The organism is Alkanindiges hydrocarboniclasticus, assembly GCF_001982605.1.
GTDB lineage: Bacteria > Pseudomonadota > Gammaproteobacteria > Pseudomonadales > Moraxellaceae > Alkanindiges > Alkanindiges hydrocarboniclasticus.
The window spans coordinates 1-21,369 of record NZ_MLCN01000012.1; the positions used below are offsets into that span (position 1 = coordinate 1).

The window sequence follows — 21,369 nt, forward strand, 5'->3', positions numbered from 1 at the left end:
CATTATAGACCATCCCATTCCCACGTCAATACTTATTTTATCCCCTTCACATTGACCGAACGTTTTATAGACGTTTTGGCATTTCTTGCTGTTTAAAGCAGCGTTTCTGGCCTTATTTGGCTATTTCTGTGAATTTATCCATGACCACCTGATGAATAAACCGCAATTTATCCAGCACAACCTGTGACAGGGCAAACGGATAGGCATCGGGCAAGCCCATACTGCGGTTTAAACTGTTTAAGGCATAACTTAAGGCAAACCAGTTATCCAGTGTCTGGTTGAAGTTCTGCACGCCAATCGGGGGTTCATGCAAATACATGTGGGGTTCAAAACGGTTATAGGGCTGGATATTGATGCCTGAATGATAGGCTGTATCCAGTGTGTCTATCATGTGCAGGTAATGTGCCCAGGTTTCCGCCCAGTCTTCCCAGGGATGCATGCTGGCATAGCTGCTGACATAACGTTGCTGCCAGTCATCTGGGGCACCCTGCTGATAATGACGATCCAGCGCCGCCTGATAGCTTTGTTCGTCATCGCCAAACAATTGCTTAAAAGGCTGGTGCCACTGGGTATGTTCAATCAGCTGGTCAAAATAGTAATGGCCGCTTTCATGCCTGAAATGCCCCAGCAGGGTTCGATAGGGTTCCTGCATGCTTTCGCGTGTCCATTCCCGGTAGGACGCATCGGCCTCATTGACATTAATGGTAATCAGGCCATTGTCATGACCCGTCATAACGGGCTGTCCTTCATGGGGTTGCAGAAATTCAAAGGCCAGTCCTTCGGTGTCATCATCTGACTGCTTGGGGCGTGGCTGAATTTTAAGCTGGTACAGTGAATACAAAAAACGCCGCTTGGCTGCTTCAAGCCGGCTCCAGTACAGCCGGTTATTGCCCTGCTCCAGATTGGGAATGACTGTGGTGAGCTGGCAGGCTTCGCAGTACATGTGGGGACTTTCAACCGGCAGCATCCAGTTGCAGACATTTTCAACCTGATAGTTATAGCAGGGCTTGAACAGCTTGCCCTGATGCTCGGGGTTCTGGCTTTGCCATGCCTCATCGGCACGGACTTCAAAAAAAGTTCCCATGTTGGATTCTTCAGGCAGATAGCCCAGCAAGGCATTACAGTTTTCACAATGGGTATTCAGGAAAAAAACCTGATGACCACAATGATAGCAATAAAAGGTTTTCATGCTGTGGCTCTCTCACTTTAGCGAATGTCTGATTGTGCAATGCACTGTTGCACGCTTGTTGTTGGTTAGGATAATTGAGGCCTGTGCTGTCTTTACTGTTTTATTACAACAGCTTTTTGAATTTATAAATTGACTAGCCATCAAAATGTGAGAGAACAATAATTAAAGCCAATAAAAACTTCTGTTTAATTATGAGTTTGTTTTAGTCATTTTTTTAAACCAAGTATTTCAGTTGGTTTTTGGCAAAAACTACCATTTTCCAATTGAATTCTAATCATTATGATCAGCGCACAGTGATATAATAAAATTATTATGAGCTAAAATAAAATTCTGCCTATTTTTAAACCAGTCTTTTATGAATTAAAACTGTGGTAAAAAAGGTATTTATTTGATCAAACGTTAACTATTTCTCGAATTAAAATTCAGCTGGTCGCCTAATGATTGCAATCGTTTCAGCCCTATGATTAAGTACTGGCCGAATGCTCAATAACACGACTATACATCTAAAACAATACAGTCCTTTTTTATTGATTTTATAAGCAGCCTATGAATACGACAGACAAAAATTCAGAATTTATTTTGAATTGGTCACCGCTTAAAAAATGCCTGTTAATGTTAAGCATGGCACTTTTAATTCATGGCGACTGGCTGGTGTGGAAACTTTATATTTATTTCACGCCTGAATTATGGTCCTTTGTCAATATTCAGCTATTACTTAACCAGTTGTTATTAAACCTGCTGATTTTACCTGCCTTGGCGCTGTTGATGCTGCTGTGCTGGATATTGCAGGGTTCCAAACGGGCTGAAGTGATATTGCCTTATGTCAGTGTGATGGCATTTGGTCTGTCGATGAGCCGGGATGCGTATTTGTCCGGTGTGATGTGTCCAGCCACCAGCATGACCTTTATGGTGTCCATGATTGTGGGGCTGTTCCTGTTCCGGCGTTCTGTCATTTATAGCGCGGCACTGGTGACGGTAGGGATTTTTACCTGGATCATGTGGCTGACCCTGCGCTCGGAATTGCCTTATGCACCGCTATTTATTCCACTAATACCGGTTGACCCGACTGAGTCTTCCATTTTCTGGACAGCCAGTATGCTGTGGTTTATTTTGCCGGTATTTATTGGTGGGCTGGTGCTGCTGGAACTGCTGCTTAGCCAATGGCGTCAGCGTGAGAAAAAGGTTGAGGTTCTAAGTCAGGTTGATCCGCTCACCACGCTTTATAACCGCCGTACCATTTATGATTTTCTGGAAATCCTGCTGGCCAAGCGCTATACCGATCATCGTCTGCATGCCCTGATTTTGCTGGATCTGGATTACTTCAAGCAGATTAATGACAGCTATGGGCATACCATTGGTGACAAGGCGCTGGTTGAAACTGCCAATGTGCTCAAGCGTACCATCCGCAGCGAGGATATTGTCGGACGTTTTGGCGGTGAGGAATTTATTATTGTGGTGGCCAATACCTCCTACCAGCAAACCCAGCAAATTGCCGAACGCTGCCGCAACGAGCTGGCCAAGCTGAAGGTACAGGGTGACCATGGTGAAGAAGTGGTGGTGACTGCCAGTTTTGGCATTACTCATTTTGACTGCAATATTACCAGTCTTGATACAGTGCTAAAACAGGCTGATGAAGCGCTGTACCATGCCAAAAATCTGGGCCGCAATCAGGTGGTGCATTATCAGGATTACCTTAAGCAAACCGGACAAGCCGAACATTAATTTTTGGCTTATCCCTTATGGGTCTGGCTTAAACGGCGACTTTGACTTTTGACCTATTTTTGCTATGGTTAGCCCGGTAGTTGTGCTTTTTTAGGGATTATAGGGACTTAATCATGTTAAGCAGCAAAGAATACATGCAGTATGATGGCTTGGGTTTAGCCAATCTGGTTAAAAGCAAGCAGGTGCGTCCGGACGAGTTGCTACAGACAGCCATTAAACGCTGTGAGCAGGTTAACCCCAAGCTGAATGCTGTAATTATTCCCATGTATGAGCAGGCACAGCGCCAGTTAAAAACCCGGACGACCGAAGGCTCAGACCAGCCTTTTGCTGGTGTGCCCTTTTTGCTCAAAGACCTGTTTCAGGAATATAGCGGCGTGCCCACGAGCTATGGCTCCAACGTCCTAAAGAAGAAAAATTATACGCCCGAGTTTAATGCCGAAATTGTTGATCGCTGGCTCAATGCTGGTGTCACCATTTTTGGCCGCACCAATACCCCTGAATTTGGCATTAAGGGCATTACGGAACCAGATGCCTGGGGAACCTGTCATAACCCCTGGCACTTGAAACACAACTCTGGTGGGTCGTCCGGTGGTTCAGCCTCGGCAGTAGCCGCAGGGATTGTACCACTGGCTGCCGCTGGTGATGGCGGGGGTTCCATCCGGATTCCAGCCAGCTATTGTGGCCTGTTTGGCCTCAAACCCAGTCGTGGCCGTACTCCTTGGGGACCGGGATTTAGTGAAGCCATGCATGGTGCTGCCATTCAGCATGTGCTGACCCGCTCGGTACGGGACAGTGCGGCCATGCTGGATGCAACCCATGGCGCCGACTTAAGTGCCCTGTTTGATATTCAAGGGCCAGCTGCTTCTTATATGGATGCCATCAAGCAGCCGCCAAAACGCCTGAAAATTGCAGTCAATACCCAGTCACCGATTGGCACCAAAGTGTCCAAGGATGCCACGGCAGCCATTGAACATACTGTCAAGCTGCTGACCACTCTAGGCCATGAGGTGGTGGAAGATGCCCCAGCGATTGATGGGATGGCACTGGCCAGTGATTTTATTGTAATGTGGTTTGCCCAGTGCGCCGTCATGGTGGATGAAATCAAACGCATGGCGCAGGGTAGTGCCCATGATTTTGAACTGGATACCCGGGCAGCAGCGGCTTTTGGTGCCAAGACCAAGGCCACTGAATACCTGCGCTGCCTGAATCACTGGGGCGACTATACCCGCAAGCTCAATGAGTTTTTTAGACAATACGATTTGTACCTGACCCCTGCCACCGCCAGTGTAGCGCCCAAAAATGGTGAAGTCGTCACTCCTAAATGGCAGCAAGTGCTGCTAAAAGGTGTTTTAAAAACCGGGCAGGCCCATCAGCTGGTACGTGGTTCGTTTTTAATTGAACAAATTGTGCAGAGCAATTTACGCTGGGTGCCCTTTACCCAGTTGGCAAACATTACCGGGGTGCCTGCCATGTCAGTGCCCTTGTACTGGAGCAAGCAGGGCTTACCGCTCGGCTCACAATTTGTGGCCCCGTTTGGCCATGAGCATGTATTGCTGTCACTGGCGGCCCAGCTGGAACAGGCACAACCGTGGCACAGTAAATACAACCTGATCAAGCTTTAAGCCACCATTGAGCCAGAGGTTTTAACACTTAACGGTTTAGTCAAAATCAAGGCACATGATAGTTTGCTCTGTGCCTTCAATAATTTCATGGTCAAGGGATTGCCAGCCCATACTGTGATAAAAGGCCTGCTGGTCTGCGGTAAACAAATATAGCCGCTTAACCCCAGCAGCCTTGGCCTGCTGCATGGCAAACTGTACCAGTTGGCGGCCCATGCCCTGCCCGCGATAGCTGCTATGCACATACACATTGGCCAGCCATGGGCTTAATTGTGGGCGGGTAGCCAGATCATTCGCCACAATGGAAGATGAACCCAGCAGTTGTTGCTGATCCAGCATGATAAACATACTGGGCAAGAAATCAGGTTGCAGGTACTTTTGCATGTCCTGCTCAAGCATGCCGATAGAACAACCCGGATGCAGATAAGCCCATTCGGCAAAATGCCATTGCGCCAGCAACGGCAGATAGTACGGATAATGGCGTAAATCAACAATTGGCATAATCAATAACCCGCATATTTATTTTAAAATAAGACTATTAACATGTAACAACTAACAGGTCATAACCTGCATTTTAAACCAGCACGATAGCAAGCTTAATGACAAAGGTATGAGGTAACAATGAATTGAACTGGCTTTTTATAGCTACGCTTGAATAAAAAATAAGCCTGCACCAATACCAGAACGCCAGAAAAACCCACAGGCGCAATAAGAAAAGCTCGAAAAAACAGCATTGCTTCCGTATGCTCTTTAAAACAGGACTTTTGGGTTAAGTATCAGCTATGGCGGCGCATCATCATGAAATTCATTTTAGTCACCGCATGGGCTGGTTACGTGCGGCAGTACTGGGTGCCAATGATGGCATTATTTCAGTGGCCAGCCTGATTGTTGGGGTGGCAGCCAGTGGCACAGCCGGGAATGCCCTGCTGGTGACTGGTATTGCCGGGCTGGTGGCAGGTGCCGTGTCGATGGCCGCCGGCGAATATGTATCGGTGCAATCGCAAGCGGATACTGAAAAAGCCGATTTGCTTAAGGAAGCGCAGGAGCTTAAGCGCAATCCTGATTTTGAACTCAATGAACTCAAGCAAATTTATATTGAACGCGGGCTGCAAGCTGAACTGGCGCTGGAAGTGGCCAAACAACTGAGCCAGCACGATGTCTTGCATGCCCATGCACGTGATGAAATTGGTATTTCCGACATGAACAGTGCGCGTCCGGTGCAGGCGGCATTGGCATCAGCAGCTTCATTTACAGCTGGTGCTATTTTTCCCATCTTGGCCATGGCCCTGAGTCCGGCAGATTTTGGCCAGCAGGCCGTCTTTCTGGTGACCTGCCTCGCCTTGTTATTACTGGGTGGCCTGGCCAGTTATGCCGGGGGTGCTTCCATTGGCAGGGGTGCCTTGCGGGTATTGTGCTGGGGTGTACTGGCTATGCTATGCACGCATTGGATTGGTGGCTGGTTTGGCACAGTGGTTTAATAAGCGTTAACACAACACACGCTATCTATAAGCATTGGTAATAATAACTCACGCTTTGTTCATTGATGCTTTAAAAACACCCTCTATAGTAGGACTGTGTTTTAAAAAATCAGGTGAGAACAATGAAATATGCGGTTAAATATACAGTTGTAGCAAGTTTAGTAAGTATTGGTTCAGCGTTAAGCCTTGCCTATGCTCAACCCGTTAATCAGGCTGCGCTTGCGTCTACGCAGATTGCGACGGTGAGTGTTGCTCAGGCAAAAACCTTGAAAGATGACAGCAAAGTGGTTTTAACTGGCCAGATTTCGCGCTCAATCGGTGATGAAAAATATGAATTTAAGGATGCTACCGGCACTATCATCGTGGATATTGATGACGAAAAATGGAATGGCCAACCTGTGGATTCCAGTGTCAAGGTAACCTTGGTGGGTGAAGTGGATCATGACCGTTTTCCCAAGAAAACTGTTGAAATTGATGTAGATGAAGTCCGTATTAACCGCTAGTTCTGTGGTAGGGAATAATTAATATGGTGCGCTCAGTAAGATTTTTAAATTTACTGGGCGCTTTTTATTTAACCCTAATCATCAAAATCAACCGGCCTTGTGTTTGATGAACCTGCTTTGCAGAACAGTAATATTTTTTAGCAATAACTTACTTTTTCATCATGACCTGCCAATTAAAGGCCACTATAGTGAGCTTCTGGTTTTTAAATTGGGATAAAAAAATGAAACGCATGGTACTGGTGAGTTTGTTTAGCCTCAATCTAATGACAGCATTTGCCTATGCGCAGTCGCCGGAGCAGACGGTAATGCCAACTCAGGAAACCAATAAAACAACAAAACCGGTGACCAGCCCTGCATCCAGTTCACTGGCCAATAGCGAGGCTTATCAATCGGTAAGTCAGACTCAGGCGCAAGCAGTAAAGGGTGATGCGCTAATTCCGCTACAAGTGAGTACTGTATCAGCAGCAAAAAGCCTGAAAGATAATACAGAGGTGCGCTTGCAGGGTCAGGTAATCCGGGCGCTAGGCAAGGACAAGTATGAATTCCGCGATGCCACCGGGACGATGATTGTAGAAATTGATGACCAGAAATGGCACGGCAAACCTGTTACCCAGCTGGCTAGCGTTACCTTGATTGGTGAAATTGACCGTGAGTCCGATAACAATGTCGAACTGGACGTGGAAGAAGTCCATAGTGTGCCAGCCAAGCCCTAAGACTTTTCTTGATATTTAAAACTGGTCATGTGAAAAGCCCTGCCATGTTGATTTGCCCTGCTGGTTTACTGTTTGGCAATCTGTGGCAGGCTTTTTATGGCCGGTGCTTTTGATGAAAAATGCACCGGCTTTTCTCACCACATTAAATCATCCCCTAATGAAGGTGCGAATGGCCAGCAGTCCTATTGGCTGACGGCTGGTTGCCCTGTAAAAACTGGTGTGCATTAATGTCAGCCATGGCACAACTGTAGCGTTCGCATTGCAGGGTAATGTGATGCAATTGATGGCGCTGGGCTAATAGCTCCCGTGCCGCTTCCAGCACCTGCTGGGCATCAGCACTAGGCACTACCAGATGTGCGGTCAGGCTGGACTTGCCACTGGTAAGCGCCCAGACATGCAGGTCATGTACCTCATCCACGCCATCAAGCTGGTTTAAATCGGCACTGATGGTAGCCAGACTGACGTTGGCCGGTACGCCTTCCAGTAAAATGTTCAGGCTATCGCGCAGCAATATCCAGGTACGCGGCAATACCCAGAAGCCAATCGCTACGGCAATGAGGGAATCCACCCAGAGCCAGCCGGTAAACAGGATAATAAGCGCACCCACAATCACCCCGACTGATCCTAGCGCATCACTCAGCACTTCCAGATAAGCCCCTTTGACATTCAGGCTGTCTTTTTGCCCGCCAACCAGCAAATACATGGCCAGCAGGTTGACCAGCAAACCTATTACCGCAATGCCCAGCATGCCCATCGACTGGATTTCCGGGGGCTGCTGAATGCGCAGCCAGGCTTCATACAAGATATAAAACGCCACCATAAACAGCAGCAATGCATTAAAAGCAGCGGCGAGAATTTCAAACCGGTGATAGCCAAAGGTACGTTTCTGGTCAGCAGGCCGCCTGGCAATTTGAATGGCGGTTAAGGCAATAGCCAGAGCAGCGGTATCGGTAAACATGTGCGCTGCATCAGACAACAGTGCCAGACTCTGGGTGAGCAAACCGCCAACAACTTCAACAATTAAAAAACTGCTGGTTAGCCCCAATGCCCACCACAAGCGCTTGCTATGGCTTTGGCCAGAAATGGCATGGTTATGATTGTGAGCATGATTATGACTATGCCTGTGCCCATGACTGGATTGATCATGCTGCGCGTGGCCCTGATGTGATTTTCTGGAGTCATTCATGGGATTTTCCTTGTTCTGGCAGTACGTCAGGTTGTGCTACAGGGTTGGCAGACAAAGGTGCTGGGATGAAACCAGTATTCAGCCAGCGGTACAGCAGCGGCAATATCATTAAGGTAAGCAATGTTGAGGAAACAATACCACCTATCACCACCGTGGCCAGCGGGCGCTGCACTTCGGCACCGGTTCCCGTGGCCAGTGCCATGGGAATAAAGCCTAAAGATGCCACACAGGCAGTCATCAAAACCGGGCGCAAACGCAAGACGGCACCTTGCCATGTGGCCTCAACCACATTTAAGTGCAGGCGCAGTTCACGGATAAAACTCAGCATCACCAAGCCATTCAGCACGGCAACACCCGACAGGGCAATAAAGCCTACCCCGGCTGACATGGAAAATGGAATCTCACGCAGCCACAGCGCCACAATACCGCCGGTTAAAGCAAACGGTACACCGCTAAACACCAGCAGGCTGTCACGCCAGTTATTGAACACCGCCATGAGTAAGGCAAACACCAGCAACAAGGCCATGGGCACCACCCATTGCATGCGCTGTTTGGCCGATTTCAGGTTTTCAAACTGGCCGCCATAACCCAGCCAGTAACCTGCGGGCAGCGCCACGTCTTGCAGGGTAGCTTGTAGTTCTCTGACAAACGAACCCAAATCACGCTGGCTGACATTGGCAGTAACAACCACCCGCCGCTTGCCGTTTTCCCGGCTAAGCTGGTTGATGCCCAGTACTGTTTGAACCTGTGCCACCTGTGACAATGGCACAACCCCACCATTGGCCAGCCGCAACGGTAAACTGGCCAGTTGTTCAGGGCTTTGCATCTGCTGGTTTTGCCGGATCACCAGATCAAAGCGCCGGTCACCCTGTAGTATCTGGCCTACGGTTGTACCGCCAATAGCCGTGGCCACGGTATCCTGAATGGCTTGCTTGCTTAAACCATAGACAGCGGCTGCATTGGAATCAATATTGACGGTCAGCACTGGCAAGCCACTGGTTTGTTCCACCTGTACTTCTGCGGCACCCGGAATTTGCCGAACCCGCGCGGCAATGCGTTGCGCCGTCTGGTTGAGTACCGCCAGATCATCCCCATAAACTTTAATACCGACATCACTGCGAATACCGGAAATCAGCTCATTAAAGCGTAATTCAATGGGCTGGGAAAATTCACTGTTGGCCCCCAGTTGATGTTCCACCACGTCCTGTAGTCGACCTTTCAACTCATCCAGTGTTTCGGTTTGATCAGGCCACTGGCTGCGTGGCTTGAGTAAAATATAGCCATCAGAAATATTGGGCGGCATCGGGTCGGCAGCTACCTCAGCCGTACCCGTACGCGAAAACACCTTGTCAATTTCGGAGAACTGTTGCAGCAGGGATTGTTCCAGTTGTTGCTGCATTTGCACCGATTGCTGTAAGTCAGTTCCCGGTGCACGCAGCATTTGCAGGGCAAAATCACCTTCACTCAGCGTTGGTGCAAACTCACTACCAATTCGGGTGGCCAGCAATCCCGTGAGCAGCAACATTATCAGCGCCGTGGTCACCGTCAAATAACGGTAGGCATAAGCCTTATCCAGTGCATTTAAATAAAACTGCTTGGCCGCCTGCATCAGGCGGTTTTCTTTTTCCTGCACCCGACCGGTAATAAACAGGGCAACCGCAGCAGGCACAAAGGTCACTGATAAAATCATGGCACCAATTAAGGCAATCACGACGGTAGCTGCCATGGGATGAAACAGCTTGGCCTCAGTCCCGGTGAGGGCAAAAATGGGCAAATACACCACCAGAATAATCAGCTGGCCAAAAATCAGTGGACGGCGGGCCTGCCGTGCGGCCAGAAATACCTGATGGAAGCGTTCCTGCCGGGTCAGCAAGCGGCCCAAACGGTGCTGCTCCATGGCAAGGTGGCGAATGCAGTTTTCTACAATCACTACGGCACCATCAATAATGATGCCAAAATCCAGCGCGCCCAGACTCATCAGGTTGGCACTAATGCCTTGTTGTACCATGCCAGTCAGGGTAAACAGCATGGCCAGCGGAATCACACAGGCCGTAATCAGTGCCGCGCGGATATTACCCAAAAATAAAAACAACACTGCAATGACCAGCAGCGCGCCTTCCATGAGATTTTTTTGTACGGTCTGAATTGCCTTGTCCACCAGCGTGGTACGGTTGTACACCGTTTCCAGCACCACACCCTTGGGTAGACTTTGCCGAACCTGCCCGATTTTGTTATCCACAGCCTGCGCTACTACCCGACTGTTGGCACCGGACAGCATCATGGCAGTGCCCAGCACCGTTTCCTGCCCATTTAGTGTGGCAGCACCAGAACGGATTTCCTGCCCGATCACCACATTGGCGACATCAGCCACCCGAATAATTGCATTGCTCTGGCTACTGCTGACAGGGACATTTTTAATATCCGGCAGGCTATCCAGTTGACCCGGCACCCGAACGCTCAGTTGCTGGCCCTGCTGTGCCACAATTCCAGCCCCACGGTTTTCATTATTGCGCTGCAAGGCTTGCGCCAGATCATCCAGACTCAGGCCATAACGCTGCAAGGCATAAAAATCCGGCTCCACCACATACTGTTTTTCAAAGCCACCAATGCTGTTGACTTCGGCCACTCCCGCAATTTGCTGGATTTGCGGACGAACCACCCAATCCTGTAATTCGCGCAAATCACTTAAGCTGTAGGCTGTGCCATCCGGTGGACTGGCTTGTGGACTGGCCTTGAGCACCCACTGGTAAATTTCACCCAAGCCTGTTGAAACCGGAGCCATGATGGGTGATACCCCATCCGGCAACTGGCCTCCTGCTTCCTGCAAGCGCTGGTTAATGAGCTGGCGCGCCCAGTAAATATCGGTGCCTTCCTGAAAAATAATGGTGACCTGAGACAGGCCATAGCGCGACAGCGAACGGGTTTGTTCAAGCATTGGCAGGCCCGCCATCGCAGTTTCAATCGGATAAGTAATGCGCTGTTCTACTTCCGGTGCGGTATAACCCGCAGCCTGCGTATTGATTTGCACCTGCACATTGGTAATGTCCGGCACGGCATCAATGGGCAATTGCTGATAGCTGTAAATACCAAGTGCCACCAGTCCCAGCACAGCCAGCATTATCCAGCCGCGTAAACGGATAGCCGCCAGAATCAGCTGATCAAACCAGCCGCTGGCCTGAATACCTGACGTGGCATCGTTTGACGGCTGTGAAAGCAAACCAGCATCCGCCACTTTGAGATCAACCGGATCTGCCTGACCTTCATCAGGGGAATTAATGCTCATGGGCAGCCTCTCCTTTTTCCAGCTCGGATTTCAGGATAAAGCTGCCTTGTGCCGCATACTGCTCACCGGCCTGTAAGCCAGAACGGACTTCAATCCATTGCTGGTCATTACTTTTCTGGCCCAGTTGCACCGGATGTGGCACAAAATGCACCTGATCTTTCCTATTATTACTGGTACTGGCAGCATTAGGGCTGGCCACAAACACCACAGCCTGCTGGTCAATGTGCTGTACAGCAGCCGCTTGAATCATTAACCCATCAGGTGCCTCACTGCTGGCTTGCGGCACCTGCACCACCACCTGCATGTTGGGGCGCAACTTTTGTTGCGGATTATCCAGCACAGCACGAGCCACCATGCGACCCGTTTGCAAGTCGGCACTGGGCGCAAGACTGATAAGGCGTGCGCGATCAGCTTGTAGCTGGCCAGCACAGGCTACCTCAACAGTCAGGTATTCACTGCTATTAATCGCGTTGATCAATGTATCCGGCACCACAAACTCCAGCCACAACTGACTCAGTTGATCAATCACAAACAGTTGCTCACTGGCCTGAATGCTTTCACCCACCACCAGATCTTTACTGCTAATCACCCCGCTTAAAGGGGCTTTTAATATAAAACGGCCCTGACTGGATGCTGAAGCCCCATAAGCCTTAAGGCGCGACTGGGCGGCCTGCACGGCAATTCTGGCCTGTGTATAGGCATTTTGTGCTTGTAAATAATCCTGCTGGGCCGAAATACCCTGCTGCCACAACTGTTTTTCCTGCGTGTAGGTGCTTTTGGCCAGTTGCAACTGCGACTGCAATATTTGCAGGTTGGTTTGCAAATCAATCAGTTCTGGCACCAGCACACTGGCCAGCGCCTGCCCTGCCTTAACCTGCTGTCCGGTTTGCACAAACACCTGTTGCACCCGGCCTGCAAACCCAGCAGACACATGCGCCTGCTGGTCGGCATTTACCAGCAAGCGGGCAGGCAAACGGGTTATCGCGCTAATGCTGCCTGTTTTGACCAACTCCAGCGTAATGTGCTGGGCGGCCAACTGGGCACGGCTTAAGCTGATTTCTGCGGCATGCGCTTTATCCTGATCATTTGCGTCAGGACCAGCTTCATGTGCATCGTTATGCGAATGTTCACTGGCTGCATGGTCTGGCTTAGCGGCCTTACCATGTTCGCTTTGAGTATCTGGTGTAGCAGGCCGCAGAATAAAAAATGCCAGAATGCTACCCAGCATTATTACCGCGGCAATCAGCCAGTATTGCCGTTTGCCCGGCTGCTGATTCAAAGAATTTTCAGGATTTGTCATTGTTATTCTCCATCCGTGGTTATGCCAGTGCCAGACATTGAGCCATCGGCCAAATTTATCGCCGACTGACTAATTTGCTGACTGAAATTATTGATAAAATTTCCGCTGTTTAGATCAAAACTGGACAGTCCCAGACTGAGTGCCTGCAACTGAAAGCTCAACTGCCATGCCTGCCGCAATAAATCCAGTTGCTCGGCCTGCAACTGCTGGTAATCCCGGCTGGCCTGTTGCACCTCCAGAACCGAAAACTTGCCTGCTTCAAAACCAGTCAAGGTTTTTTGCTGTACCTGCTGTGATAGCGGCAATTGCTGTTTATGTACAATGTCATACTGCTGGTGAATGGCTTGTAGCGCCTGCCAGTAGTGCTGGATTTGCTGCTGAATCTGCTGTTGCTGTAGCTCTACCTGCAACTGATTCACCTGCTGCACGGCCTGCTGGGCGTGGATGACGCCCTGATTCTGCTGAAACAACGGCAAAGGAATTGACAGGCCCAGTGCAATACGCTGTTGTCTTGCATTATCCTGCGCTGCGGGTTCACGGGATTGCACATAGCCTACGCTAATGGTTGGTTGGGGTTTGGCCTGAATTTTGGCCAGTTGCACAGTGCGATTGGCTTGCTGCTGCTGTAACCAAAGGTGCTGCCAGAACGGACTTTGCGCAAGGTTAGCCTGCAAGGTATCCAGCGCAAGCTTGGGTAATTGCAAGGGCTGGCTGGTGCGTATGCCTTGCATCTTTAGCGTAGCATCGGAACTGGCCCAGAACTGGCCAAGTTGCTGGCGGGCCAGATTGCATTGGGCTTGGGCAGCCTGCCACTGGCGTAATTGATCCTGATGGGCAATTTGTACCCGCTGATAATCCACTGCTGCAATGCGGCCTGCCTGCAAGCGTTTTTTTGCCACCATCAAACTTTGCAGGCTCAACTGCTGTTGCGTGGTAGCCAGTTGTAATGTCCATTCGGCTTGGGCCAGTTGCCAGTAAGCCACGCTCACAGCCAGCTTGAGTTCAGCTTCATCCGTCAAACGGCTAACGCTGTCCTGCTCCAGTTGCAAGCCTGCCAGTTGCTGGCGTGCTTTTCGTTCGCCAAAAATATCCAGTTGCTGTGCAATGGCAATATTGGCCTCGCGCTCCTGTGTGTTTTTAAAGCCAGTTTGCTCAAGCACCAGTTGCGGATTAGGGCGCTGGCCACTTTGCAGCACATTGGCCTGTGCAATCCGGGTGCGTTGTTGCCATAACTGTTGTAATGGCTGCGATTGCAAGGCCCATGTCTGTGCCTGTTGCAGATTTAAGACTTGCTCCCCCAAAGAAGGATATTGTGAAGAATGAACAGGGTAAGATGAATCAATGGCTGAAAAATCAATAGCTTTGTCAAGAAGCGGAAGCTTGGCTGCGGGTACCGCATGGCTATATGTGGCCATGCTGCCTGCAACAAGCACCATGCCTAATGCACGGGATAAATATAAAAATTCCATGAAAATTGCCTAAACCAGAGTAAAGCGGTGGGCAAAAAATCATGGCTTCTGTTGGCTATCAAATTAGCCGTTGAGGACGCATGACGCAGTAAAAAAGGACTACCCCACCTATAGTCAGGCAGGCCATACAGGGGGCTTGGGTTGCTCCAGTACAGGCGACTGGTATAAGACAGGACTTAAGGATTGTCGTACCGCCATATGGTCCTGTAGGCAAGGCTGCGTCAGTATGGCTTGCGGGTTTGGATTCAGACCCGGCTGGTTGCCTGTCAGATGGTCACTATGATTGACCAGCGTAAATGTATGGGATTTATTGTCTTTTTTCAGATCAGGATTCTGAAGTTGCTGGATAGAAAGCTTGCTTAAATCTGTGTTATCAACGTTTTTATTGTTCACATCATGATTAAAACTGCTTTGCTGGCAGGCGGCATCAATATTATGCTGATGATGTCCCCTGACCTTTCCCCATCTTTAATACCACAGCTTAGATGAGATATTTCACATTATGCAGCCTTGCTTGCATATTCGAAAGGGGATTGATAATTTAGTGAGCTATGCGGGCGTACGTGATTATAGTGCTGCCGCCATTGCTCTATTTCGTAACTCGCTTCAGCGAGTGTTCTGAACCAGTGCTGATTTAGGCACTCATTTCTGAACTTGCCATTTAGGCTTTCAACAAAGGCATTTTGTGTCGGTTTGCCAGGCTGGATAAAGTGAAGTGATACGTCGTGCTTACTACTCCAGCCCGACATGACTTTACTGGTATATTCTGGACCGTTGTCGCAAACAATAGCTTCAGGTTTTCCTCGTGTCTCAACCAGTTGTGTTAAGTATCTTGCTACCTGTGACCCACAGATTGATACCGCTACAAGCTGACCGATCACTTCACGGCTAAAGTCATCAACCACGTTAAGCACACGGAAGCGACGGCCGCTCGCAAGCTGATCAGATACAAAATCCATCGACCAGCGTTGATTCACACCATCTGGCATTTGCATGGGTATGCGAGGACGGTTAAGTTTCTTTCGTTGCTTAGTGCGTACCTGAAGCTTTAACTCACGGTAAAGCCGGTAGGTATGCTTCTTGTTTACAACAAGTCCTTCACGTCTAAGAAGCTCATGCAGCATAAGATAGCCATAGCGTGGATATTGTGCCGCTAGTTCTTTTAGACGCGCTGTAAGTGCCTCATCACCCTGACAGGCATGTTGATACCGATAAGCTGTTCTGCTTAACCCCATCAGCCTGCACGCTAATCTTTCGCTCAGTTTGAATACCTCAACCAGATGACGTATGGCGAGCTTCTTGCCAGATGGGGTTACCACTTTTTTAACATAACGTCCCGCAAAGCTTCATTCTCAAGCAGCTTTTCAGCCAATAGCTTTTTAAGTTTATTGTTTTCAGATTCAAGCTCACGCAGACGTTTGGCTTCGTTGATTTCAAGTCCTGCATACTTGCTGCGCCAGTTGTAAAATGTGCCACTGGCAATGCCCAGTTTACGGCAGATATCGCTGACCTTAGCGCCAGCCTCATGCTCTTTGATCGCCTTAATGATCTGCTCTTCAGTGTAACGTTGTTTCATGTTGAGATCTCCAGTTGCTCTAAGTTTAATGGAAATCTCATCAATGTTATGGTGCTAATTTAGGGGGATAGGTCACCCCAATGCCATGCCGTACGGCTTTCATGCTGGCAAAATACAGCGGCTGCGCTCCATGCGGCTTGCAGGGGCAGCAATATTGCCATTAGCACAACAATAAAAACTTTCATAGAAACAGTTTAAGCAGATTTTAATATCTTGATCAAGATTTATTAATGTTATCGCTGTATGAGTGCATTAATACCAAGTGAGTTTGCTTACTCAAAATATCAGTTATCCAATCCAGTTGAGCACTTTTATGTCTAAGCATAAAATTTCTTTTGGTCACCGTATAGTTCAACCAAATTACACACCATGATTTTGCTACTCCCCAGCAAGCGCCATGAGTTAAACAATCTTCTAATGCATCCAATCGGTCCACACTAAACAGGGTGTTCCCTGCTATGACTATCTGACTTTTTGGTCATGTACTTGCTTAACCTAATGAAGCTTATATCCCATTCTTAACCAAGTCTGTTTCTCTGTTCCACTTCAACGCTTCCAGCTACCGAATGTTATGTGTTGTTTTTTTAGCTTAATCATAAAACCAACGTCTTGAAGCAATTCTTTCCTTAACGGCTTATCAAAATATCCAGCCAGCACGACCTCTTGAATATCTGCTTCAAAAAAATTTTGCCGGATTTCCATGAAAAAAAGATAGTCTGCATATTGGATAGGGTTAATGACTTTCATCATGATAAATAAATTTGGGCATTTCCCAGTGATTGCGAATGGCCAGCATACGGAACACAAAGCCAAAAATCAGGGTAATAATCAAGCTTAAGTCAGCCTGCACCTGAAACTCAATGCACAGCAAGTAGCACCACGCGCTCACAAATGACACACTGGCATACAACTCACGCCGGAATACCAGCGGCACATCATTACAGAGGGTATCGCGCAAAATACCCCCAAACACTCCGGTTATGACTCCGCTCACCGCAGCAATCACATAACTGTGCTGCATTTGCAGGGCTACTTGGCAGCCAATCAGGGTAAAACAAATCAGCCCCAAGGCATCAAGTGCCAAAAACAGGTTGCGCAGATGCTTCATCCATTTGGCCACCAGAATGGTAAACAGCGCCGCCAGCGCAGTGAGCACCAGATATTCTGGGTGCTTTACCCAAGTCAATGGATAATGCCCCAGCAGCACATCACGCACCGAGCCGCCCCCCAGTGCCGTCACACAAGCAATCAGCACTACACCAAACCAGTCCATACTGCGCCTTCCAGCCGACAGCGCACCGGTCATGGCTTCCGCCGTAATGGCAATAATATAAATAATGGTTAGCAGCATGACAGGCTCTCAGCGCAGTGAGCAGTTCAGTAAAAGCGGCCATTCTACCGCAAGGTACGTCTATAGCAAGGGCAAGCCAAACCAAATCAGGCCGGATCAAATCAGGTTACAGTAGCCCAGACGCAATCAGGTCAGGCCCAGAAACGGTGCACAGCAGCGCTTGAATTTCTGGCCGCTGCCACACAGGCAGGCTGATTTTAAGCCGGGCATGGGCTGCACCGTCGGATCCAGAAAATACCAGCGCGTATCAATTTGCACAAAACTGGATAGCTCATGGTGCTGCTGTTCACCCTGCTGATCTTTAAAGCGGGCGATAAACTCAACTTTGGCATGGTGAGGTTTTATTGCAGGCTGACTGGAAACAATGCTCAAATCCAGCCACTGGTTTTGCTGGCTCCAGGCCGTAATGGCCTGAACATCCAGTAAATACTGCTGGGCAGGCAGCGTGGTTTGTACAATATAGTCAATCTTACCCAAGGCAAATGCCGCATAGCGTGAGCGCATGAGCTGTTCAGCCGAAGCTGCGGCCTGACTGGAATCATGTAAGCGTTGACAACATTGCGCATAAGGCTGCAATAAACCACACGGGCACATCACCATTTATTAATCTTCCAGAAATGGATTTTTAACCGCTTTGGGGGTAAATGTTTCAATCTGCGCCGGCAAGTCCTGCTGCGACAGATAACTGACCATTTCGTCCAAAATAGCCTGTAGCTGTTTGGCCTGTTGTAAGCCCTGCTGGTCGCGTCCAATGTTCAGGCTGCCATAAATACTGACGCGCTCTTCATTATTTTCAAGGGTCAAGCCACCTATATCCATGCTGGCACTATTGTCCTTAAAGGGATGAAAACTCATGATTATCTCCTTGCCTGATTTATTTTTTACTGTTGCCATTTAAGGCTGTTAAGCGCGCCCACACGACTATCCCTTGCCACGTAGCAGGGAAGCCAGCAAATCCAGCAACTGCTGCTTGATCATTTCAATAATCGTAGCCACCCATGAGGGTTCACCGTTTTGATGACTATTGCCATGACTTGAACTGCCGTGGTTTGAATGGTTCTCATGCGATGCCTCTGCACCATGCTCGGCCTTGCCATGTCCAGCACGGGACTGGCTGGCCCAGCTTTGAATACTCTTACTGGCCTGTCTGGCATTCAGGGGCAGCATAATCCGTTTGGCCTTAATACTGGACGGCATTTCCGGCACCAGATTAATGCCAATGGTGTCTTCCAGCTCCTGTACAGACACCACATCAACCTCCCCACTTTCATTATTGGGCGCAAAATAAGCGCTGGCAATTCCAAGTTCAGGGAAATACACCACTTTATAAACGTGGGTGGGCACCAGCACACGCCCCACTTGTTTAAGCTCACCTTTTAAAAAGGCAGGTCCGGTTACGACATAAGCTGCTTTTTGCTGCTTGCTCACCAGCGCACGGGTAGCTTCCTCAAGGTTGCGCCACACTTCCTGATTATTCTTTGGGCTTTGCGGCACCATATTGGCCAGTGAAAAACTGTCATGCTGTTGCGTCCGGGTGGCCATATCGCCATTGGGTGCCATGTGCCCGCGGTCATACCCTGAACGCGCATAATCGGATAGATAAGAACGGTAACGCTCGGGAATCCGGTCTTCCTCATGAAAATCATTTTTACGGTTTAAGGTTTTGGCCTGCTTTAAGCGCTGGGGGGTCAGGTACTCGGCTGACCATAACGGGGTATAGGACACTCCCGAATACATCACTGCAAACCCATTGAAACACAACGGATAACTGGCACGTTTTAAAGCTTTTTTTTCAATTTCCGGTGTACTGCCCCGATAAAATTGTTCACGGCAGGCAGCAAATTCCTGTGCATTGGCCAGTGGTAAAAATCCAAGCAAAAAAAACACCAATAACAGTGTTAAATGTAATTTTTTTTGAATGGAGAAGAAATATCGCATAAAAATTCCAGTTTCTTTACAAAGCAAGCGTCTTTGAGGTGACTATCAGATACATTTTTCACCCAAAGTCATGTAAACCCCTATCAAAAGTTCACGCAGGTTACGACTAAGTTACTTAAAACCGCCTATCGACCTGATTAAGCTTAGTCCACAGATTGAGGATAGGTTTCACACTATCTATCACTGTTTAGGTAAATATATGTGATGTGAATCACGGCAAAATAGATCAGGAGTTTTCTATGTTCGCGTTAAATTCATTAACCCGTCGTATTGTTACCCTTACTGCGCTCAGCGCTGCATTAACCCTTCCTGCCTTTGCGGCGACTGCAACCAGCAATGCTGCCTCCAGCAATGGTGCAACTGTAACCACACCGTCCAGCTCTACTGGCCTAAGCACAGATAGCAGTTTGAGTGGAACCACCACAGGCACCAATGCTACAGGTACTACCGCCACTACCACTCAAAATGGCGCCAGTGTCAGCTTGCCATCCAGCGCTTCAAGCAACGCTAACCCATCGGGCAGCACCACTGACAGCGCCAGCACCACCACTGATACCGCTGACAGCAGCACAACCAAAAAGGGCAGTAAAGCCAGCAAGAATTCACGTAGCACGGGTTCCACATCAGGCACCAGCAGTACTACAGGGACTACCCGTTAAGTTCGGTGACAATACCTTTGCCAATCACAATGGCTGATTGCACTGGTTTATCCACTTAGCTGCCACAGGTTATTCATTAAATTCCTGCACTCTCCTACATTAATGGATTGGACCTGATGGCAGCTAAATCACTTTTATCAACAAGGTTTTATTTTCCTTGTATGGCTAAGCTAAGCCTAGGCTTTACAGTGCCTAAAAAGTATAAAAGCTTTGGCAGTGAACTTAAGCAAGTTTTAATATTGTACGACACAAAATGGCGTGCTTAATTTTTAAATAGAGATAAATAAAAAATAGCTTGATAAACAAAGCGAATTTTTGATTAATTTTTAATCTAAAATGATATAAAAATGTGACGCAGTTCAAAATTTATTGTATTTTTATAGACTTACTAGGCAATACTACTATAGTCTAATATTTAACCAGACAGAACCGTATAAAATATCAATTGTGAACTGCTTCTTGGCGTAAGTAACAATCCTGCACTCTCCTACGTTAATTATGTCAAGAGTACAGCAGTTTCACTTTCTGAATAGAAAAATGGCAGTCAGATGAGCTGCCTATTTTTTTGTCTTACGGTTTTATAACCTGCTGCATACTTTATTTATTCATATTTTTTAGGCGTAGCCATCATAATTAACACAAGCACATCATTATATAGTGCTTGCAACATTGGTCAAATGATTGAAACATAAAGTCTGCGCTAAACTGTATAAGCAATTACACAACATACGGTTCCTTTATATTTATTTTAGAAAAACAAATTAGTATTGAAGCTGTCGTCCAGTGTCAGGCCAGCTTGTATTTTCGTGCTTGAACCTGTTAGCCAGTTGAAAATCAATGGCCTGCGCATTTAATCATTTGTGATGTGTAGAAGAGACGGCTTAATCAGGCTAACTCTGGTCTAAACAAGCTCACAAGAGAAATTTTGGAGAATATTGATGAAAAACCTAAAACAACTTGCCACTTTAACTGCCTTAACAGGTGCGCTTTGTGCCCCAATGCTGGCCATGGCTGAGCCAGCCCCACCCAAAGGCACTACAGTCAACAGTATTCCACTCACCACCGTACAAACCAATATGCGTGGCAGTGATGGCCAAATGATGCCCTCCATGAATACTGGTAACAACTCCAGCATGAATACGACCTCTGGCGCTCAAATGGGCAGTATGTCCTCCAACATGCATAACAGCACGTCAACTCCAAGCAATAATATGGGCACGCCGATGACTTCTGACATGAACATGTCGGATAACAGCGATGAAAGCGATGCACCGGTGACCAGCCCTCAGGCCACTACCCCTTAACATGGGTTAATTCGGGTGGCCATTTTGCAGGCACCTGCATTCAGGTTTAGCACTTTGCTGTGTTAACCTGCAAAAACAT

The 21,369-nt window shown here is 48.2% G+C and carries 20 protein-coding genes; 7 read left to right on the top strand and 13 right to left on the bottom strand.

The window, feature by feature from the left end:
- Positions 1-112 precede the first annotated feature (112 nt).
- The gene (locus BKE30_RS05055; RefSeq protein WP_076877531.1) at positions 113-1,189 is read right to left on the bottom strand and encodes a zinc-binding metallopeptidase family protein; all 1,077 of its coding nucleotides are present in this window, start codon (positions 1,187-1,189) and stop codon (positions 113-115) included.
- 621 nt (positions 1,190-1,810) lie between these two features.
- On the opposite strand from BKE30_RS05055, the gene BKE30_RS05060 reads away from it, so the two are divergent.
- Both BKE30_RS05060 and BKE30_RS05065 read left to right on the top strand, forming a co-directional pair.
- Positions 1,811-2,911 (top strand): GGDEF domain-containing protein, encoded by a 1,101-nt coding sequence (locus BKE30_RS05060; protein ID WP_158073158.1) that lies wholly within the window; start codon positions 1,811-1,813, stop codon positions 2,909-2,911.
- Between the two features lie 113 nt (positions 2,912-3,024).
- Positions 3,025-4,533, top strand: coding sequence for an amidase (locus BKE30_RS05065; RefSeq protein WP_076877533.1), 1,509 nt, complete (start codon positions 3,025-3,027; stop codon positions 4,531-4,533).
- Positions 4,534-4,569: 36 nt separating this feature from the next.
- On the opposite strand, the gene BKE30_RS05070 is transcribed toward BKE30_RS05065, so the two are convergent.
- On the bottom strand, positions 4,570-5,031 hold the full coding sequence (locus BKE30_RS05070) for a GNAT family N-acetyltransferase (protein ID WP_076877534.1): 462 nt from the start codon (positions 5,029-5,031) through the stop codon (positions 4,570-4,572).
- Positions 5,032-5,312: 281 nt separating this feature from the next.
- Here BKE30_RS05070 and BKE30_RS05075 point away from each other — a divergent pair, with 281 nt between their 5' ends.
- The 3 genes from BKE30_RS05075 to BKE30_RS15715 all read left to right on the top strand — a co-directional run bounded on the left by BKE30_RS05075 (position 5,313) and on the right by BKE30_RS15715 (position 7,224).
- A complete protein-coding gene (locus BKE30_RS05075) occupies positions 5,313-6,008 on the top strand; it encodes a VIT1/CCC1 transporter family protein (RefSeq protein ID WP_076877535.1) in 696 nt (231 codons plus the stop codon).
- A 122-nt stretch (positions 6,009-6,130) separates the two neighbouring features.
- Positions 6,131-6,511 carry a YgiW/YdeI family stress tolerance OB fold protein gene (locus tag BKE30_RS05080; protein ID WP_076877536.1) on the top strand — a complete coding sequence of 127 codons (381 nt, stop codon included), beginning with the start codon at positions 6,131-6,133 and terminating at the stop codon, positions 6,509-6,511.
- A 221-nt stretch (positions 6,512-6,732) separates the two neighbouring features.
- Positions 6,733-7,224 (top strand): YgiW/YdeI family stress tolerance OB fold protein, encoded by a 492-nt coding sequence (locus tag BKE30_RS15715; protein WP_158073159.1) that lies wholly within the window; start codon positions 6,733-6,735, stop codon positions 7,222-7,224.
- A 154-nt stretch (positions 7,225-7,378) separates the two neighbouring features.
- Here the strand turns inward: BKE30_RS15715 and BKE30_RS05090 are convergent, their stop codons facing one another.
- The 11 genes from BKE30_RS05090 to BKE30_RS05145 all read right to left on the bottom strand — a co-directional run bounded on the left by BKE30_RS05090 (position 7,379) and on the right by BKE30_RS05145 (position 19,327).
- Positions 7,379-8,410: a cation diffusion facilitator family transporter gene (locus BKE30_RS05090; RefSeq protein WP_083698446.1), complete on the bottom strand. Its 1,032-nt coding sequence runs from the start codon at positions 8,408-8,410 to the stop codon at positions 7,379-7,381.
- Positions 8,403-11,693, bottom strand: a complete 3,291-nt coding sequence (locus tag BKE30_RS05095; protein ID WP_083698447.1) for an efflux RND transporter permease subunit — start codon at positions 11,691-11,693, stop codon at positions 8,403-8,405. The genes BKE30_RS05090 and BKE30_RS05095 overlap by 8 nt, the downstream gene beginning before the upstream one ends.
- Entirely contained in the window at positions 11,683-12,993 is a 1,311-nt protein-coding gene (locus BKE30_RS05100) for an efflux RND transporter periplasmic adaptor subunit (RefSeq protein ID WP_076877537.1), read from the bottom strand. The genes BKE30_RS05095 and BKE30_RS05100 overlap by 11 nt, the downstream gene beginning before the upstream one ends.
- Before the next feature lie 2 nt (positions 12,994-12,995).
- Positions 12,996-14,462: a TolC family protein gene (locus tag BKE30_RS05105; protein WP_076877538.1), complete on the bottom strand. Its 1,467-nt coding sequence runs from the start codon at positions 14,460-14,462 to the stop codon at positions 12,996-12,998.
- 114 nt (positions 14,463-14,576) lie between these two features.
- Complete coding sequence (locus tag BKE30_RS05110; protein WP_076877539.1) at positions 14,577-14,855, bottom strand: hypothetical protein; 279 nt, start codon at positions 14,853-14,855, stop codon at positions 14,577-14,579.
- A gap of 107 nt (positions 14,856-14,962) precedes the next feature.
- Positions 14,963-16,038, bottom strand: a protein-coding gene (locus BKE30_RS05115; RefSeq protein ID WP_143253656.1) for an IS3 family transposase whose coding sequence is annotated in 2 segments (ribosomal slippage) — positions 14,963-15,789 and positions 15,789-16,038 — 1,077 coding nt in all. Because the reading frame shifts where the segments join, the coding sequence is not laid out codon by codon here.
- A 546-nt stretch (positions 16,039-16,584) separates the two neighbouring features.
- Positions 16,585-16,788 carry a hypothetical protein gene (locus BKE30_RS05125; protein WP_076877542.1) on the bottom strand — a complete coding sequence of 68 codons (204 nt, stop codon included), beginning with the start codon at positions 16,786-16,788 and terminating at the stop codon, positions 16,585-16,587.
- Complete coding sequence (locus tag BKE30_RS05130; RefSeq protein WP_076877543.1) at positions 16,772-17,389, bottom strand: trimeric intracellular cation channel family protein; 618 nt, start codon at positions 17,387-17,389, stop codon at positions 16,772-16,774. The genes BKE30_RS05125 and BKE30_RS05130 overlap by 17 nt, the downstream gene beginning before the upstream one ends.
- 126 nt (positions 17,390-17,515) lie before the next feature.
- Positions 17,516-17,989: a YchJ family protein gene (locus tag BKE30_RS05135; protein ID WP_076877544.1), complete on the bottom strand. Its 474-nt coding sequence runs from the start codon at positions 17,987-17,989 to the stop codon at positions 17,516-17,518.
- 3 nt (positions 17,990-17,992) lie between these two features.
- Positions 17,993-18,244, bottom strand: a complete 252-nt coding sequence (locus tag BKE30_RS05140; RefSeq protein ID WP_076877545.1) for a hypothetical protein — start codon at positions 18,242-18,244, stop codon at positions 17,993-17,995.
- 66 nt (positions 18,245-18,310) lie between these two features.
- Positions 18,311-19,327, bottom strand: a complete 1,017-nt coding sequence (locus BKE30_RS05145) for a DNA/RNA non-specific endonuclease (RefSeq protein WP_076877546.1) — start codon at positions 19,325-19,327, stop codon at positions 18,311-18,313.
- Between the two features lie 239 nt (positions 19,328-19,566).
- Between BKE30_RS05145 and BKE30_RS05150 the strand changes: the two genes are divergently transcribed.
- Positions 19,567-19,986: a hypothetical protein gene (locus tag BKE30_RS05150; protein WP_076877547.1), complete on the top strand. Its 420-nt coding sequence runs from the start codon at positions 19,567-19,569 to the stop codon at positions 19,984-19,986.
- A gap of 938 nt (positions 19,987-20,924) precedes the next feature.
- On the top strand, positions 20,925-21,290 hold the full coding sequence (locus tag BKE30_RS05155) for a hypothetical protein (RefSeq protein ID WP_076877548.1): 366 nt from the start codon (positions 20,925-20,927) through the stop codon (positions 21,288-21,290).
- The last annotated feature ends 79 nt before the right edge of the window (positions 21,291-21,369 follow it).

What these genes read in the sequence shown, in the direction of transcription:
- BKE30_RS05055 (WP_076877531.1), bottom strand. Translation starts at nt 1,189, where the DNA reads ATGAAAACCTTTTATTGCTATCATTGTGGTCATCAGGTTTTTTTCCTG.
- BKE30_RS05060 (WP_158073158.1), top strand. Translation starts at nt 1,811, where the DNA reads ATGGCACTTTTAATTCATGGCGACTGGCTGGTGTGGAAACTTTATATT.
- BKE30_RS05065 (WP_076877533.1), top strand. Translation starts at nt 3,025, where the DNA reads ATGTTAAGCAGCAAAGAATACATGCAGTATGATGGCTTGGGTTTAGCC.
- BKE30_RS05070 (WP_076877534.1), bottom strand. Translation starts at nt 5,031, where the DNA reads ATGCCAATTGTTGATTTACGCCATTATCCGTACTATCTGCCGTTGCTG.
- BKE30_RS05075 (WP_076877535.1), top strand. Translation starts at nt 5,313, where the DNA reads ATGGCGGCGCATCATCATGAAATTCATTTTAGTCACCGCATGGGCTGG.
- BKE30_RS05080 (WP_076877536.1), top strand. Translation starts at nt 6,131, where the DNA reads ATGAAATATGCGGTTAAATATACAGTTGTAGCAAGTTTAGTAAGTATT.
- BKE30_RS15715 (WP_158073159.1), top strand. Translation starts at nt 6,733, where the DNA reads ATGAAACGCATGGTACTGGTGAGTTTGTTTAGCCTCAATCTAATGACA.
- BKE30_RS05090 (WP_083698446.1), bottom strand. Translation starts at nt 8,410, where the DNA reads ATGAATGACTCCAGAAAATCACATCAGGGCCACGCGCAGCATGATCAA.
- BKE30_RS05095 (WP_083698447.1), bottom strand. Translation starts at nt 11,693, where the DNA reads ATGAGCATTAATTCCCCTGATGAAGGTCAGGCAGATCCGGTTGATCTC.
- BKE30_RS05100 (WP_076877537.1), bottom strand. Translation starts at nt 12,993, where the DNA reads ATGACAAATCCTGAAAATTCTTTGAATCAGCAGCCGGGCAAACGGCAA.
- BKE30_RS05105 (WP_076877538.1), bottom strand. Translation starts at nt 14,462, where the DNA reads ATGGAATTTTTATATTTATCCCGTGCATTAGGCATGGTGCTTGTTGCA.
- BKE30_RS05125 (WP_076877542.1), bottom strand. Translation starts at nt 16,788, where the DNA reads ATGATGAAAGTCATTAACCCTATCCAATATGCAGACTATCTTTTTTTC.
- BKE30_RS05130 (WP_076877543.1), bottom strand. Translation starts at nt 17,389, where the DNA reads ATGCTGCTAACCATTATTTATATTATTGCCATTACGGCGGAAGCCATG.
- BKE30_RS05135 (WP_076877544.1), bottom strand. Translation starts at nt 17,989, where the DNA reads ATGGTGATGTGCCCGTGTGGTTTATTGCAGCCTTATGCGCAATGTTGT.
- BKE30_RS05140 (WP_076877545.1), bottom strand. Translation starts at nt 18,244, where the DNA reads ATGAGTTTTCATCCCTTTAAGGACAATAGTGCCAGCATGGATATAGGT.
- BKE30_RS05145 (WP_076877546.1), bottom strand. Translation starts at nt 19,327, where the DNA reads ATGCGATATTTCTTCTCCATTCAAAAAAAATTACATTTAACACTGTTA.
- BKE30_RS05150 (WP_076877547.1), top strand. Translation starts at nt 19,567, where the DNA reads ATGTTCGCGTTAAATTCATTAACCCGTCGTATTGTTACCCTTACTGCG.
- BKE30_RS05155 (WP_076877548.1), top strand. Translation starts at nt 20,925, where the DNA reads ATGAAAAACCTAAAACAACTTGCCACTTTAACTGCCTTAACAGGTGCG.